Origin of the sequence: Pseudomonas sp. C11 (assembly GCF_034683865.1) — a bacterium.
In the GTDB taxonomy this organism is placed as follows: domain Bacteria; phylum Pseudomonadota; class Gammaproteobacteria; order Pseudomonadales; family Pseudomonadaceae; genus Aquipseudomonas.
In genome coordinates, this window is sequence record NZ_JAWIIP010000001.1 from 366,886 (window position 1) to 380,507 (window position 13,622).

Sequence of the window (13,622 nt, forward strand, 5' to 3'; positions counted from 1 at the left end):
TTTTTCATCGATGAACCGCACCGCCCTCAACCGCTCTTCCCTGCGCCTGGCCATCGCCTGTGCCGCGCTGGGCTTGTCCGCCTGTGCCGTGACGCCCGAGGCACTCACCCCCGAGCAGCAACTGGCCGAGGCGCAGAGCGATCACCGCGCCATGTTCGATGCGCAAGAGCCGGTAACCCGCGCCATTAGCCTGGAAGAAGCCATGGCCCGCGCCGTGAAGTACAACCTGCAACAGCGCCTGGGCCTGATGCAGCGCGCGCTGGAAGACAACACCCTGAGCGTCAGCAATCTCAACCTGCTTCCGCAACTGGCCGCCAGCGCTGGCTGGAAAGGCCGCGACAACGTCGCAGGTTCGTCCAGCGAGTCGGTCACCAGCGGTCGTGAGTCCCTGGAGCCATCCACCAGCAGCGACCGTTACAGCCGCGATGCCAACCTGCGTCTGTCGTGGAACGTGCTCGATTTCGGCGTCAGCTACTTCAGCGCCAAGGCCCAGGCCAACAAGGTGCTGGCCGCCGAGGAAGCGCGGCGCAAGGTGGTTGCCGACGTCATCCAACAGGTGCGTGAAGCCTACTGGCAGGCCGCCAGTGCCGAACGCCTGCAACCGGAAGTGCTGCGCGCACTGGCCGACGCCCGCGGCGCCCTGGAGCAGGCCAGGCAAACCGAGCGTCAGCGCCTGGTGGCGCCGCTGGAATCGCTGCGCTACCAGAAGAGCCTGCTGGAGATGATCCGCCAACTGGAAGTGGTTGAAGGCGAACTGGCGGTGGCCAAAACCCGCCTGGCCAGCCTGATGAACCTACCGCCGGCCACCCAGTTCAGCCTGGTGCTGCCCAGCGAGGCCAGCTACGTAGAGCCGAGTCTGGCCTACAACCTGGCCGACCTCGAAGTCACCTCCATGACCCAACGCCCGGAAATTCGCAGCGAGAGCTATCAGGCCCGCAACGCCGTACTGGAAACGCGCGCGGCCATGCTCAAGCTGCTGCCGGGCGCCAACCTGTTCGTCGGCAGCAACTACGACAGCAACAGCTACCTGGTCAACGACAACTGGGCCGATGCAGGCCTGCAGGTCAGTTGGAACCTGTTCAACGTACTCGCCTACCCGGCAGTGAAGAAATCCGGCGAAGCCCGCCAGCAGGTCGCCGAGCTGCGTCGCCAGGCCATGCGCATGGCCGTGCTGACCCAGGTCAACGTGGCCTGGCGCGAATTCCAGCGCTCCAGCCAGGTGTTTGCCCGCTCCAACGAACTGCAGCAGGTGCAGCGTGGCATTCTGCGGCAGAGCGAAAGCGCCTATTCCAGCCAGGCACAAAGCCGCCTGGAGCGCGTGCGCACCGCGACTGAAACCGTGCTCGCTACCCGTACCCGTGACCGCGCCTTCGCCGAATTGCAGGTCGCCCATGGCGCTGTTTACCAGGCAGCGGGCCTCGATCCGCTGCCAGAAAAGATCGCCGGCAGCAGCGTCGATGAGCTGACCCGCGCCATCGTCGGCAATGCTCAGCGCCTGGATCAGGGCCAGGGAACCGTATCGGCCGGTATCGCCGTCGCCCAGCAGGTCGCTCATGGCGTTGCGACGCCTCTGGTTACCTCCCCAACGCCAGCCACGCCCCTGATCGCCAAGGCTGAGGCAACGCAGCCCAAGGTTCTGCGTCTGGATATGTGGGAAAGCCTCGGTTCGCTACGTGGCGCCGAGCTGGTGCCCGTGGAGAGCATCCGTGACCGTTAAGCCAACCCTGGGCAATCGCCTGAAAGGTTTTTGTAGGAGCGGATTCATCCGCGAAAAAGGCCGCCTCGATGCCCATCGGCTCGCGGCTGAAGCCGCTCCTACAGCCACGGCCATGCGTTTGCCCCGCAACTGGCAAGCGGTACTGGCGATCCTGATCGCCACCGCAGCGGACATGGCCCATGCCGAGGAAAGCGGCGAGCTGCGCGTGCAACTCAGCCCGATCCGCCAGACCGTGCTGTCCAGCGAACTGGCCGGCAAGCTCACCGAGCTGGCGGTCAAGGAAGGCGATGCGTTCAAGCAGGGTCAGCGCCTGGCTGGTTTCGACTGCTCGGTGCAACGCGCCCAACTGACCCGCAGCGAAGCCGCCCAGAGCGGTGCGCAGAAGAAACTCAACGTGGCCAAGCGCCTCGACGCGCTAGAGTCCATCAGCCAGGCCGAAGTCGCTCAAGCCCAGGCCGACCTGGCCGTGGCCCAGGCGGAAAGCGGCGTAGGCCGCGCCATGCTGGCACGTTGCAACCTGGAGGCGCCCTTCTCTGGGCGCGTCTCGCAGCGCATGGTGCAGCGCTTCCAGCATGTTGCCGAAGGCACCGAGCTGTTGGCCATCTACGACGACAGCGCCTACCAGTTGGAACTGATCGTGCCGTCGAGCTGGCTGTCCTGGCTCAAGCCCGGTGTCGACTTTCAGGTACGCCTGGATGAAACCGGCCAGGACTATCCCGCGCAGATCGAACGCCTCGGTGCAGCCATCGACCCGTTGAGTCAGTCGCTCAAGGTTTTCGCCCGTATCACCGGTGAAACCGCTGGGCTGCTGCCGGGCATGAGCGGCGTGGCCCGCCTGCAACCACCCGGAGACGGTTCGTGAATGCCACTGTGACGCCGCTGCGCGACAAACGTGCCGAACGTCTGGCCTTGCTGCTGCAACTGGAGCGCCGTGCCCGCGCCGAAGCCGACCTGCTTGGCCTGGCGTTCCTCATGGTCAACGACAGCCGCCAATTGTTCGACTACCGCGAGGGGCTACTCTGGCATGCCGCCGAGGATCGCATCACGACCTGCTCGGGCCTGGCTCAGGTCGAGGCGAATGCGCCCTTCATGTTGTTTCTGCGCAGGCTCTGCCAGGGCTGGCAACGACAACCCTGGGCTGCCGAGCTGCGCGAACTCAGCGCAACGGATAGCACGCCAGAAAACCACAACGAGTGGCATGAATACCTCGCCGAATACCTGGTGTGGGTGCCGCTACGGCGTCGCAACGGTGAGCTGCTCGGCTGCCTGTTGCTCAGCCGTGAACAGCCACTGGCACGCTCCGAGCGCGCGTTGCTGGAACTCCTCCAGGACGCTTACGCCCACGCCTGGGCCGGCGTGGCTGGAAGCAAGCGCAGCAAGGGTATCGGCTGGCTGCGCAAACGTCCGCGCCGCGTGGCGCTGTTCGCTGTGGTGGCGCTGGTCGCCCTGGCCCTGCTGCCTGTCCGGCAAAGCGTGCTGGCACCCGCAGAAATCGTCGCGCGTGAACCGGCCGTATTACGCGCGCCGCTGCAGGCCGTGGTGGAAGGCATGCGGGTACAGCCGAACCAGGTTGTGAAAGCCGGCGACCCGCTGGTGCAGTTGGACAAACGCGAACTGGAAAACCGTCTGGAATCGGCGCGCCAGAGCCTGGCCGCCGCCGACGCACAACTGCGCCAGACGCGCCAGCAGGCGCTGTTCGACGAACGCGCCAAGGCGGCCCTGGCTGAGCTGATCACCCGCCGTGACCAGGCCCGCGCCGATGTCGACTACCTGCAAGACAATCTGCAACGCTCGCTGATTCTGGCGCCACGCGATGGCGTGGCGATTTTCGATGATCCCAGCGACTGGATCGGCCGCCCGGTATCGCTCGGCGAGCGCATCATGCAGGTAGCCGACCCGCACGACGCGCGCCTGGAAATCCAACTGCCGGTGGCTGATGCCATCGCCCTGGAACCCGGCGCCGAGATCCTGCTGTTCCTCAACAGCCAGCCTGGCAGCCCGTTGCAGGCCAACCTGCATCGCCATGGCTACCGCGCCGCGCCGGCAGCCGACGGCAGCATGGCCTACCGCCTGGACGCCACCTTTGCCGAGCAGGATTCGCGCATCCGCGTGGGCCTCAAGGGCACCGCCAAGCTCTACGGCCAGCGCACTCTGCTGTTCAACTACGTGATGCGCCGGCCGCTGGCCGCCCTGCGCGTCTACCTGGGTTGGTAGCAGCATGCTGAAGCAACGCGCCAACATTTCGCGGCTGAAGCCGCTCCTACGAGCGCAGCGCATCCCAAGCCGCGAACCCCTGCAACCTCGAATCCCGTCGAACACCCACCCATGACGCTCGCCGCCCCCCTGCCCGGCCAATCTCGCCCGCAACCGCTGCCAGCGCTACGCCGTACCCTACGCCTGCACCCCGGCCCGCGTTCGCGCGATGGCTCGCCAACCTGGACGCTGGAAGACCATGCCCGCAGCCGCTTCTACAGGATCGGCTGGGCCGAGGCGGAGATTCTTGCGCGCTGGGAATTGGGTAGCGCAGATGCCGTGGTCACCGCCATCAACCGAGAAACGACGCTGACCCTGACCAAGGAAGACGTGGAAGGCTTCGTGCAGTTTTTGCGCAACGTGCAACTGGTGGAGGTCGAGGGTGAAAAAGCCATTGCCGATCTGCGTCGTCGCGCCGAGGCCGGCAAGGGCGGCAGTTGGGCTTCGTGGCTCCTGAGCAACTACCTGTCGATCCGCATACCGCTGCTGCGCCCGGACGCCTTCCTGACGCGCACCTACCCGCTGGTGGCGAGGTTCTTTGGCCGTGGTTTCGCACTCGCTACGGTGCTGGCCGCCCAGCTCGGCCTGTACCTGGCGGCGCGCCAGTGGGACACGTTCGTGCACACCTTCCTGCACTTCTTCAGCCTGGAAGGCGCAGCACTGGCTGCCGTCACCCTGAGCCTGACCAAGGTTCTGCATGAGTTCGGCCATGCCTATACCTGCAAGCGCTACGGCTGCCGCGTACCGACCATGGGTGTGGCCTTCCTGGTGCTGTGGCCGGTGCTCTACACCGACGCCAGCGGCGCTTGGCGCCTGACCCAACGCCGCCAGCGCCTGGCCATCGGCGCCGCCGGCATGGGCGTGGAACTGTGTCTGGCAGCTTGGGCCACCCTTGCCTGGAGCTTTCTGCCCGACGGCATGCTGCGCAGCGCTGCCTTCATGCTGGCCAGCACCACCTGGATTCTCACCCTGGCGGTGAACCTCAACCCGCTGATGCGCTTCGACGGCTACTTCCTGTTCTCCGACCTGATCGACGTGCCCAACCTGCAGGAGCGTGCCTTCGAACTGGCGCGCTGGCGCCTGCGCGAAACCCTGTTCGGCTTCGGCGACACGCCACCGGAACACTTCGAGCCCTGGCTGCGACGCGTTCTGCTGGGCTATGCCTTCGCCACGTGGGTGTACCGCTTCTTCCTGTTTCTCGGCATCGCCTTATTGGTCTACCACTTCGCCTTCAAGCTGCTGGGTTTGCTGCTGTTCGCCGTGGAGATCGTCCACTTCATCCTGCGCCCGATCTGGGGCGAACTGCGCCACTGGCACCAACGCCGCAAGGACTACCGCATGAACCGCAACACCCTGATCAGCGCCAGCGTGCTGCTGGCCCTGCTGCTACTGGCGGCCCTGCCCTGGCGGGGTCACGTCGAGGCGCCTGCGCTGCTGCGCGCCGAGCAGCAGGCTTTACTGCTTACGCCGGTTGGTGCGCGCTTGCAGGCCATTGAGGTCGAGCCCGGTCAGTCAGTCGCAGCAGGGCAGATCGTGCTGCGCCTGCAGGCGCCCGACCTCGAACACGAATTGACCAGCCTGGAGCGGGAAATCGAATTGCTGCGCCGGCAAAGCAGCCTGCAACTGCGCGCCGCCGAGGATGCTGCCCGTCAGGCCGTTGCCCAGCGGGAATTGCAGGTGGCTCTGGATCGCCGCGATGCCCTGCGCCAGCGCCTGGCACAGTTGCAGGTTCGTGCCCCCTTCGCAGGTGTGCTAGCCGACCTGGCCCAGCCCCTGCAGGAGGGTGAATGGCTGCCCGCCGGCGAGTGGTTGGGAACCCTGGCCGGCACCGATGGCGAACTCATTGAGGCCTTTGTTGGCGAGAGTGATCGTGAGCGCCTGCAGCTCGGTGGCGGGGCCTGGTTCCTGCCGGAGGATCCTGGCCGCCCGAGCCGCCCTCTTGTCATCGAGGACATCGGCCAGACGGCGGTACGCAAGCTCACCTCAGCAGCAGAACTGGCCTCGGTGTATCAGGGCAGCATCGCCAGCCAGTTCGATGAGCAGCGCGTACCGGTACCGGAGCAGGCGTTGTATCGCGTGCTGCTGCGCCCCCAGGATGGCGGCACGGCTGTCCCGCAGACCCTGCGCGGTACGGCCAGCATCACCGCCGAAGCGCGCAGCCCGCTGCTGCAGGCCTGGCGCTGGACGATGGCCGTATTGATCCGCGAGTCAGCCTTCTGACCGATCAAGCGGCCGCGTCTCGGAAATACACGAACCACTCGGAGCCTTAAGCATTCTTAATGATCTGAGAATTGTTCCTAATTGCCACGACCTCCATCATCGGCCAGTCATTTCTCCCCTGGTATCGCCAAGATGAACGCCATCGTCCAGAACCTCCCCGAGCTGCCCCTGAGCAAGCGCCTGAAAGCCGGCACCACGCGTGACCACGACAGTGTCGATAACCTGGTGATGGGCTCGCGTCCGTTCGAAAGCAACGAACGCTATGCCTACTTCCTGCGCTTACAGCACCGTTTCCATGGCGTCATCAACTGGCTGTACCAGGACGCAGAACTCAACCAACTCTTGCCAGGCCTGCAGGAGCTGCCGCGCTTCGAGGCCGTCTGCGCCGATCTCGTCGACCTCGGCTTGCCGGTACCGACCGAGCCACAACCGGTTCGTCCCTCCAGCCCCTGCGCCGCCCTCGGCTGGCTCTACTGCGCGGAGGGCTCGAACCTCGGCGCGGCCTTCCTGTTCAAGCAAACCCAGAAGATCGGTCTGGATGGCGAGAAAGGTGCCCGGCACCTGGCAGCGCACCCGGATGGTCGCGCCCTGCACTGGCGCCAGTTCGTCACCCTGCTCGACGGTCTGGATCTGACTGATACGCAGCGCGACGAGGCCATTCAGGGGGCGCTCGACGCTTTCGACTTCTACCGTGCCACTCTGCGTGAAATCTTCCCTGCCTGAGCCATTTCACTCTTGGGCTTGGGCGCCAGAGCGCCTAGGCCCATTCCGCCAACTGCTGCAACAGGCCCTTGCGCGCCTCACGCGGGCCGATACCGGTCCAGCGCTTGAAGGCCCGGCGGAAGTTGCGCACGTCGCTGAACCCCGTCTGGAATGCCACCTCGGCCAGTGAAAGATCGTCATGCCCCAGCAGCGTAAGAGCCCTCGCCCGGCGCACTTCGTCGATGATCAACTGGTAACTCAGGCCGGCTGATTCGATCCGCCGGCGCAGTGTGCGCTCGCTGATATTGAGCTGGGCGGCCAGTTGCGCCAGAGGCGGCGGCGCGTCGAGGTGCTTGCGGACCTCTCGCTGCAAACCTTCGATCAGCTCCGAACGTTCCTGATCGAGCCAGCGCGCCTCCTTGAGCAGCTCGGTCACTTCAGCCGCCACGGCCTCGTCCTGGGTGGCCAGGGGTATCGACAGCCAGGCGCAGTCGAACTCGATGGCGCTGAGTGGCTCGCCGAAATGTACCGGGCACCCGAACAATGCTTCGTAGCGCTCGCCATGGGCCGGGCGTGGGTAGTCCAGACATAGCCGCCGCGGCGTCAGGCGGGCTCCACTGAGATGGCGAACGACGCTCAAGGAGCTGGCGAAGCCTTCCTCGACATAGAAGACCGCGACATCAGGCTCGTAAAAGCGGGGGGTCAGCACCACGCGGGCGATCTCACCCTCGACCTCCAAGGCGTAATCGAGCATTGCGCCGGCATGCCGCTGGTAATGCAGGCCCAGCTCCAGCGCCGCACCGATGCTGGCGCTGGCCTGCATGCCCAGCCCCACCAGGCCGAGCGAGACGCTGCTCTGCCGGGCGCCGACTTCCAGGCCCAGGCCGTCGTCGCCGAACTGGGCCAGAATGCGCCGCACCAGCAGGTAATTCTGCCGGTGCGACAGGCGAAAACCAGGCCGGGCCAGATCCGCCGCCGCGAAGCCAAGCCCCAGGCAGAGGCGCTCGGCGTCACCCTGGCGCTCGTGGACGATGCGCATCAGCATGCGCGAGATATGGGCTGGAGCCGAAGCGTTGGAAAAACGCGGATCACCAGTGGTTTTCATGCGGTCAGTCGTTCGCGGGATTTTTCCGGACGTTAACGCGTCTGCGCACGCCTGTATACAAAGGACTCATCACCTGTCCGTTTCGGCCCCCTTTGCTGTCCGCCATTGCCCTGATCAGGCCATGCAACTGGCGATACCGTGGCGTCATCGACCAACCCCTCCACGGAGACTTGCATGCCCAGCGATATCCCTTACCAGGACTGTGGCGACCGTATCTGCATCATCGGCGGCGGCCCAGGTGGCCTGTGTATGGCCCGCGCCCTCAAGCGCCAGGGCCTGGACTACGAACAATTCGAGCGCCACAGCGACTTCGGTGGCGTCTGGGATCTGGAAAACCCCGGCACGCCGATGTACGAGTCCGCACACTTCATCTCCTCGCGCGACCTCTCCGGTTTCCTCGACTACCCGATGCCCAAGCACTTCCCGGACTACCCGAGCAACCGGCAGATCCTCGAGTACCTGCGCTCCTTCGCCCTCGCCTTCGGCCTCTATGACAAGGTGCGTTTCAATACGCCTGTCGAGCGCGTCGACAAGGATGAAGACGGGCGCTGGATCGTCACCCTGAGCAGTGGCGAGCGGCGTCGCTACCTGGCGCTGGTCTGCGCCACCGGTTGCAACTGGGATCCGAACATGCCGGAGATCAAGGGGCATTTCAGCGGTGAGATCCGCCACTCGGTCACCTACCGCCACCCCGAGGAATTCAAGGGCAAGCGCGTGATGATCGTGGGCGCGGGCAATTCCGGCGCCGATATCGCCTGTGACGCAGCCGCCAATGCCGACAAGGCCTTCATCAGCCTGCGCCGTGGCTATCACTTCATTCCCAAGCACATCTTCGGCCTGCCCGCAGACGAAGTCGGCGAAAAGGGCCCGCAATTGCCCATGTGGCTGACCCGCCTGGTATTCGGCGGCCTGCTGCGCCTGGTCAATGGTGACCTGACCCGCTTCGGCCTGCCCAAACCGGATCACAAACTGTTCGAAAGCCACCCGCTGCTCAACAGCCAGTTGCTGCACTACCTGCAGCACGGCGACATCCAGGCACGCCCGGACGTCTCGCATTTCGCCGGCGATCAGGTGGTGTTCAAGGATGGCAGCCGCGAAACCCTCGATCTGGTGCTCTACGCCACCGGCTACAAGTGGAGCTGCCGCTACGCCACCGACTACTTCGAGTGGAAAGGCGGACGTCCGCAGATGTACCTCTCCATCTTCAGTCGCCAGCATCACAATCTGTTCGGCATCGGTTACCTGGAAACCAACTCCAGTGCCTACAAGCTGTTCGACAACGAAGCCCACCTGATCGCCTGTCATCTGGCCGATCAGCTGAGGCGCCCGAGCATGGCGCTCGAGTTCCAGGCACTCATCGAGCATGACGAGCCCGATCTCTCCGGCGGCATTCGCTTCGTGCAGTCGCAACGCCACGAGGTTTACCTGGAAGTCCATGCCCTGAAGAAGTACATGCAGCGCCTGCGTCGGCGCATGGGCTGGAGCGACCTGGACGAAGGCTACTTCAGCCCGGTTCGCCAGCAACCCGGCTACGTCGCCGTCCCTCTGTCGAAAGCCTCCTGAGCGAGCCACACATGAGCGAAATCATCCTCATCACCGGCGCAGCCGGTGGTATCGGCCAATGCCTGTGCCAGCACCTGATCAAGCGCGATGTACAACTGATCCTCGCGGATCGTGATGCGGCGCGTCTCCAGAACCTATGCAGCAGCCTCGGCGAGCGCGCCATCCCCTTCGCCATCGACCTCACCGATGAGCCGCAGATCGATGGGCTTGTCGACTTCATCCGCGAACGTTTCGGTCGTCTCGACGTGCTGATCAATAACGCCGCCATCGTGCGCGTGGAGGCATTCGCCACACGGAGCAACGCCAGTATTCGCCAGGAGCTGGACGTCAACCTGCTCGCACCGCTGCTCCTGACACGCCAGGCCATCGGCTTGCTCGAAGCCTCCAACAATGCTCGGCTGGTCACCACCGTATCGATTGCCGGCATCTTCCCGACCATGGAAAGCCCCATCTACAGCGCCAGCAAATTCGGCCTGCGCGGCGCCATGCTGGCACTGGCGCTGGAACTGGTACCAAGGGGCATCCAGGTGTCCTGCGTGCTGCCCTCGGCCACCGATACGCCGATGCTGCGCCAGGAAGCGATAGATGGCGGCAACGCCCTGCAATTCATGGATCCACCGCAGTCACCGGAAGACGTCGTACGCACCATCCTGCGTCTGCTCGACAAACCGACCCTGGAAAGCGCCCCCAGGCGCAGCGAGCTCTGGCTGACCAAACTGGCGATGCTCTTCCCCAACCTGCTGCCACGCCTGCTGCCGCTGTTCCAGGCCCGCGGCGAACGCGGCCTGCAGCGCTATCTGCAGAGTCTGGAAGCGCAGGGGCTGGCCGAGCGCAAGGATGGTAAGTGGAGTCTGGTGAGTAAGGGGTGATGGGGTTGAAACTGGTGACCGCACTTTACGGCTGAATCTGGCTCAACCTCGACTGCGCCTGCGAGACGGCCCTTCACGCCAGGAACAGGTAGGCACTGTCTTAGCCGACTAGCACGATAGCGAACCTGGAAGACGCACATCTGGGCGGCGAGTTTTGTTGGCTAAAGTCACAGGCACAAAAAAACCGGCTACAGAGGCCGGTTTACTCGGGTTTCAGAGTCATGTGGGAACATCTGAAAACATGTCATTGGTGCCCGAAGCCGGACTCGAACCGGCACGCCCTTGCGAGCGAGAGATTTTAAGTCTCCTGCGTCTACCGATTTCGCCATTCGGGCGGTAGCGCTGTGCGAAGGGCGGACTATATACAGCCCTCCGCGTCCTCGCAAGGCATCTGGGGATATGCCAGGGAGAATGAAAAAAGCCTCGTAAATCACTGATCTACGAGGCTTTCTATTGGAGGCTGAGGTCGGAATCGAACCGGCGTTCACGGATTTGCAATCCGACCTAAAGCCTAAGCCTTTCATAATCTTACGGCATAATCACTTCCGCAACAATGCAAAAAATGCAGGCCGGTAAGCCTTGCGAATCAAGGCGCCCGCAAAATGATGCGGAAATGAAAATCGGCTCATCCTGAGGCGGGCTTTAGTGCGTCATAAGCCCGCTCACACATAGCTCCAGCTACTCCACGCCGGTCAGCTTCTGCCGCCATCGCTCGGCCTTCTCGCTCCACTTCTTCGAGCAGGTCGGCCAGCATATCGTAGGTGCTTCGCCCTGCCTGGCTTCCTGATGGAGCACTTGAATAACTGGCCACGATCCCACGGATTCGGGTGAGTTCTGCGCGCAGGCCGCCAGCAATGCGATCAGCGGCAGCAGCATCAGCTTGTGCCTGTTGAAGCTCTTCATGGTTTTTCTTCCTGTTGTCTGCATCGACGGCCAGGCGCCTCGAATGTTGAGGTGATGCGGCTGGTAACCGCACCACCGGTTTCCGGGGTCAGGGCTGATCCCTGGTAAGAAACGCCCTGACCCCGGCCTCTACGCCACCGCCCGAGAGCGATGGCAGTGGTTCGTCAAGCGGCCTCTGGCTTTTCGGTAGATGGCGGAAAAACGTCATCCAGGGAACAAGTAGCACCGAGCACATTCAGGGCGCTTACGATTGAGCGGCAATCATCAAGGCCAGGCTCACGACGACCCGCCTCATAGTTACTGACGCGTCCCTGTGACCAGCCAAGCTGGCTAGCCAAGGCCTGCTGCGATATGCGAGCCGTTCGGCGAAGCTCAGATATGCGGTTCATGTAGCTACCTCCAAAGACACGAACAGAACATTAACAACGCTTTGTTGTTTTTACAACACGTTTAGTCGTTAAAGAAAATAAACGGAACGTGATAATTTTCTGGCATGGAATCTCTAGGCAAACGCATCGCCCGCCTGCGCAAAGCGGCCGGCTACTCATCTCAAGCTGCTCTAGGCACTGCCTGCGGCTGGGAGCGCCCCCAAGCGCGTGTCAGCAACTACGAAAAAGACTCCCGCGAGCCGAACCTGGCCGACCTTCGACTACTTGCTAATGCGCTCAATGTCTCGCTGATCGAACTGATCGACGGCAGCCCCGCAAACGCCTGTGAGGATACTGGCCAATACGCCTATAAGCCTGATGCAACCGAGTACGCCTTAGTCCCTCAGCACACCGCCCAAGGCGCCGCCGGCAATGGCCAGTTCAATGACCATGTAGAGGTAAAGGGCGGCCTAGTGTTCAAGCGCGCCTGGCTGGCACGCATGGGCCTGAAAGAACGCCACCTTCATGTCATTTACGTGCACGGCCATAGCATGGAGCCGACCGTCTGCGACGGTGATGTTGTGCTACTTGATGAAAGCCAGACCCAGCCACGCGACGGCCGAATTTACGCACTACTGAAGCCTGACGGCGAACTCATCATCAAACGCTTGATTCAGTCCATCACCGGTGGCTGGATCATCCGTAGCGACAACGAAGACAAGCGCGCCTATCCCGATCAACCTGTCACCGAAACCGACCTTGAAAACTTGACCATCGTAGGTCGAGTGGTTTGGCATGGAGGCGCCCTTTGATGCCGATCATTTCCCGAAGCATCGCCACACCCATCAGAACCGGCCTCAGCCGAGAGGCAACATGGGAGGCCGACGATAAAGGCCTAATCCGATGCTGGGAAACAGGCCGCGAGCTCGCCATCGCTAAACCAGAGCTGGCCGATGCTGCCAAGAACATGGAGCTGCCAGTCACGAACTGGAAAGGCGGTGTAAGCCGCACCCTCAAGAAACTGGATAAATACGGATCGCTGCAATACCTGGCCCAATGGCAAGGCCTGCGCGGCGAAGACCTGCGCATCGATCCAGCAGTAGAAGTGACAATCACCTGCTCCAAGACACATATGGTGATCACCTTCACGGCGGATATCAGCAAACTGATAGACGCACCCACCGAGGAAACCGCAGAGGAAGCAGATCAAGATGGTGGATCTACATCAGGAGTTCCTGGACACACGCTGTTTTCATGAGGCTCGCATTGATCGACGCTCAGCGGACGCGTTGATTGGACTTGCCGCCGGCATCGCCGCCGACAACACCATCAACCAGCAGGAAGCTGAGTTCCTCAAGCGCTGGATTGAAAGCAACATGAACCACCTGGACGATCCGGTGGTGAACATCCTTTATCGGCGCCTGGCCGATATGCTCAGCGACAATCTACTTGATCGCAGCGAAGCCGCCGAACTGCTCGGCCTGCTCAAAGAGTTCACTGGACTTGATCTGAGCAAGACCACACCTTTCCAGGCCCCAACCACACTTCCGATCGATTACCCAGCGCCAAGCCTCGCCTGGGAGAACCGCATGTTCATGTTCACCGGCATCATGGCCTACGGGCCACGCAGAGAGTGCGAAGCACTGGTGACCGAACGCGGCGGCCTGATCGCACCCAGTGTCAGCAAGAAAGTTCACTACCTTGTCGTAGGCACCATCGGCAACGAGCAATGGCTGCACACCAGCTACGGCGCGAAGATCAAAAAAGCAGTTGAGCTTCGTGAAGGCGGCAGCCCGCTAGCAATCATCACCGAAGAACACTGGCAAAAATCGATGTTCGGATAGACCGCTCACGAAATACAACATTTTGTTGTTGACACGATAACAACAATACGTTTTATTTGTCGCGTACCCACTTACCAG

Annotated in this window: 13 protein-coding genes and 1 tRNA gene; 10 read left to right on the forward strand and 4 right to left on the reverse strand. The window is 62.8% G+C overall.

The window, feature by feature from the left end:
* The first annotated feature begins 10 nt into the window (after window positions 1-10).
* The 5 genes from VC352_RS01570 (at window position 11) to VC352_RS01590 (ending at window position 6,913) form a co-directional block, all read left to right on the forward strand.
* Entirely contained in the window at window positions 11-1,717 is a 1,707-nt protein-coding gene (locus tag VC352_RS01570) for a TolC family protein (protein WP_322977824.1), read from the forward strand.
* On the forward strand, window positions 1,707-2,579 hold the full coding sequence (locus tag VC352_RS01575; RefSeq protein WP_322977825.1) for an efflux RND transporter periplasmic adaptor subunit: 873 nt from the start codon (window positions 1,707-1,709) through the stop codon (window positions 2,577-2,579). Before VC352_RS01570 ends, VC352_RS01575 begins: the two co-directional genes overlap by 11 nt.
* On the forward strand, window positions 2,576-3,931 hold the full coding sequence (locus tag VC352_RS01580) for an efflux RND transporter periplasmic adaptor subunit (RefSeq protein WP_322977826.1): 1,356 nt from the start codon (window positions 2,576-2,578) through the stop codon (window positions 3,929-3,931). Before VC352_RS01575 ends, VC352_RS01580 begins: the two co-directional genes overlap by 4 nt.
* A 111-nt stretch (window positions 3,932-4,042) precedes the next feature.
* The gene (locus VC352_RS01585) at window positions 4,043-6,190 is read left to right on the forward strand and encodes an HlyD family efflux transporter periplasmic adaptor subunit (RefSeq protein ID WP_322977827.1); all 2,148 of its coding nucleotides are present in this window, start codon (window positions 4,043-4,045) and stop codon (window positions 6,188-6,190) included.
* 132 nt (window positions 6,191-6,322) lie between these two features.
* Entirely contained in the window at window positions 6,323-6,913 is a 591-nt protein-coding gene (locus VC352_RS01590) for a biliverdin-producing heme oxygenase (RefSeq protein ID WP_322977828.1), read from the forward strand.
* A 34-nt stretch (window positions 6,914-6,947) separates the two neighbouring features.
* On the opposite strand, the gene VC352_RS01595 is transcribed toward VC352_RS01590, so the two are convergent.
* Window positions 6,948-7,997: an AraC family transcriptional regulator gene (locus VC352_RS01595; protein ID WP_322977829.1), complete on the reverse strand. Its 1,050-nt coding sequence runs from the start codon at window positions 7,995-7,997 to the stop codon at window positions 6,948-6,950.
* A 174-nt stretch (window positions 7,998-8,171) separates the two neighbouring features.
* On the opposite strand from VC352_RS01595, the gene VC352_RS01600 reads away from it, so the two are divergent.
* Both VC352_RS01600 and VC352_RS01605 read left to right on the forward strand, forming a co-directional pair.
* Window positions 8,172-9,560, forward strand: a complete 1,389-nt coding sequence (locus VC352_RS01600; protein ID WP_322977830.1) for a flavin-containing monooxygenase — start codon at window positions 8,172-8,174, stop codon at window positions 9,558-9,560.
* Window positions 9,561-9,571: 11 nt separating this feature from the next.
* Window positions 9,572-10,429, forward strand: coding sequence for an SDR family oxidoreductase (locus VC352_RS01605; protein ID WP_322977831.1), 858 nt, complete (start codon window positions 9,572-9,574; stop codon window positions 10,427-10,429).
* Between the two features lie 248 nt (window positions 10,430-10,677).
* On the opposite strand, the gene VC352_RS01610 is transcribed toward VC352_RS01605, so the two are convergent.
* The 3 genes from VC352_RS01610 to VC352_RS01620 form a co-directional block, all read right to left on the reverse strand.
* Window positions 10,678-10,764 (reverse strand) — tRNA-Leu (locus VC352_RS01610).
* 290 nt (window positions 10,765-11,054) lie between these two features.
* Window positions 11,055-11,408 carry a DUF2514 family protein gene (locus VC352_RS25255; RefSeq protein WP_416340050.1) on the reverse strand — a complete coding sequence of 118 codons (354 nt, stop codon included), beginning with the start codon at window positions 11,406-11,408 and terminating at the stop codon, window positions 11,055-11,057.
* Window positions 11,409-11,496: 88 nt separating this feature from the next.
* Window positions 11,497-11,721: a helix-turn-helix transcriptional regulator gene (locus VC352_RS01620; RefSeq protein ID WP_322977833.1), complete on the reverse strand. Its 225-nt coding sequence runs from the start codon at window positions 11,719-11,721 to the stop codon at window positions 11,497-11,499.
* A gap of 104 nt (window positions 11,722-11,825) precedes the next feature.
* On the opposite strand from VC352_RS01620, the gene VC352_RS01625 reads away from it, so the two are divergent.
* From VC352_RS01625 to VC352_RS01635, 3 genes are read left to right on the forward strand one after another with little or no spacing between them, the layout of a single operon-like run.
* Window positions 11,826-12,512, forward strand: a complete 687-nt coding sequence (locus tag VC352_RS01625) for an XRE family transcriptional regulator (RefSeq protein WP_322977834.1) — start codon at window positions 11,826-11,828, stop codon at window positions 12,510-12,512.
* Window positions 12,512-12,958: a hypothetical protein gene (locus VC352_RS01630; RefSeq protein WP_416340051.1), complete on the forward strand. Its 447-nt coding sequence runs from the start codon at window positions 12,512-12,514 to the stop codon at window positions 12,956-12,958. Before VC352_RS01625 ends, VC352_RS01630 begins: the two co-directional genes overlap by 1 nt.
* Window positions 12,912-13,544, forward strand: coding sequence for a BRCT domain-containing protein (locus VC352_RS01635; RefSeq protein WP_322977836.1), 633 nt, complete (start codon window positions 12,912-12,914; stop codon window positions 13,542-13,544). Before VC352_RS01630 ends, VC352_RS01635 begins: the two co-directional genes overlap by 47 nt.
* Window positions 13,545-13,622 lie beyond the last annotated feature (78 nt).

What these genes read in the sequence shown, in the direction of transcription:
- VC352_RS01620 (WP_322977833.1), bottom strand. Translation starts at nt 11,721, where the DNA reads ATGAACCGCATATCTGAGCTTCGCCGAACGGCTCGCATATCGCAGCAG.
- VC352_RS01605 (WP_322977831.1), top strand. Translation starts at nt 9,572, where the DNA reads ATGAGCGAAATCATCCTCATCACCGGCGCAGCCGGTGGTATCGGCCAA.
- VC352_RS01630 (WP_416340051.1), top strand. Translation starts at nt 12,512, where the DNA reads ATGCCGATCATTTCCCGAAGCATCGCCACACCCATCAGAACCGGCCTC.
- VC352_RS01595 (WP_322977829.1), bottom strand. Translation starts at nt 7,997, where the DNA reads ATGAAAACCACTGGTGATCCGCGTTTTTCCAACGCTTCGGCTCCAGCC.
- VC352_RS01585 (WP_322977827.1), top strand. Translation starts at nt 4,043, where the DNA reads ATGACGCTCGCCGCCCCCCTGCCCGGCCAATCTCGCCCGCAACCGCTG.
- VC352_RS01600 (WP_322977830.1), top strand. Translation starts at nt 8,172, where the DNA reads ATGCCCAGCGATATCCCTTACCAGGACTGTGGCGACCGTATCTGCATC.
- VC352_RS01625 (WP_322977834.1), top strand. Translation starts at nt 11,826, where the DNA reads ATGGAATCTCTAGGCAAACGCATCGCCCGCCTGCGCAAAGCGGCCGGC.
- VC352_RS01590 (WP_322977828.1), top strand. Translation starts at nt 6,323, where the DNA reads ATGAACGCCATCGTCCAGAACCTCCCCGAGCTGCCCCTGAGCAAGCGC.
- VC352_RS01570 (WP_322977824.1), top strand. Translation starts at nt 11, where the DNA reads ATGAACCGCACCGCCCTCAACCGCTCTTCCCTGCGCCTGGCCATCGCC.
- VC352_RS01635 (WP_322977836.1), top strand. Translation starts at nt 12,912, where the DNA reads ATGGTGGATCTACATCAGGAGTTCCTGGACACACGCTGTTTTCATGAG.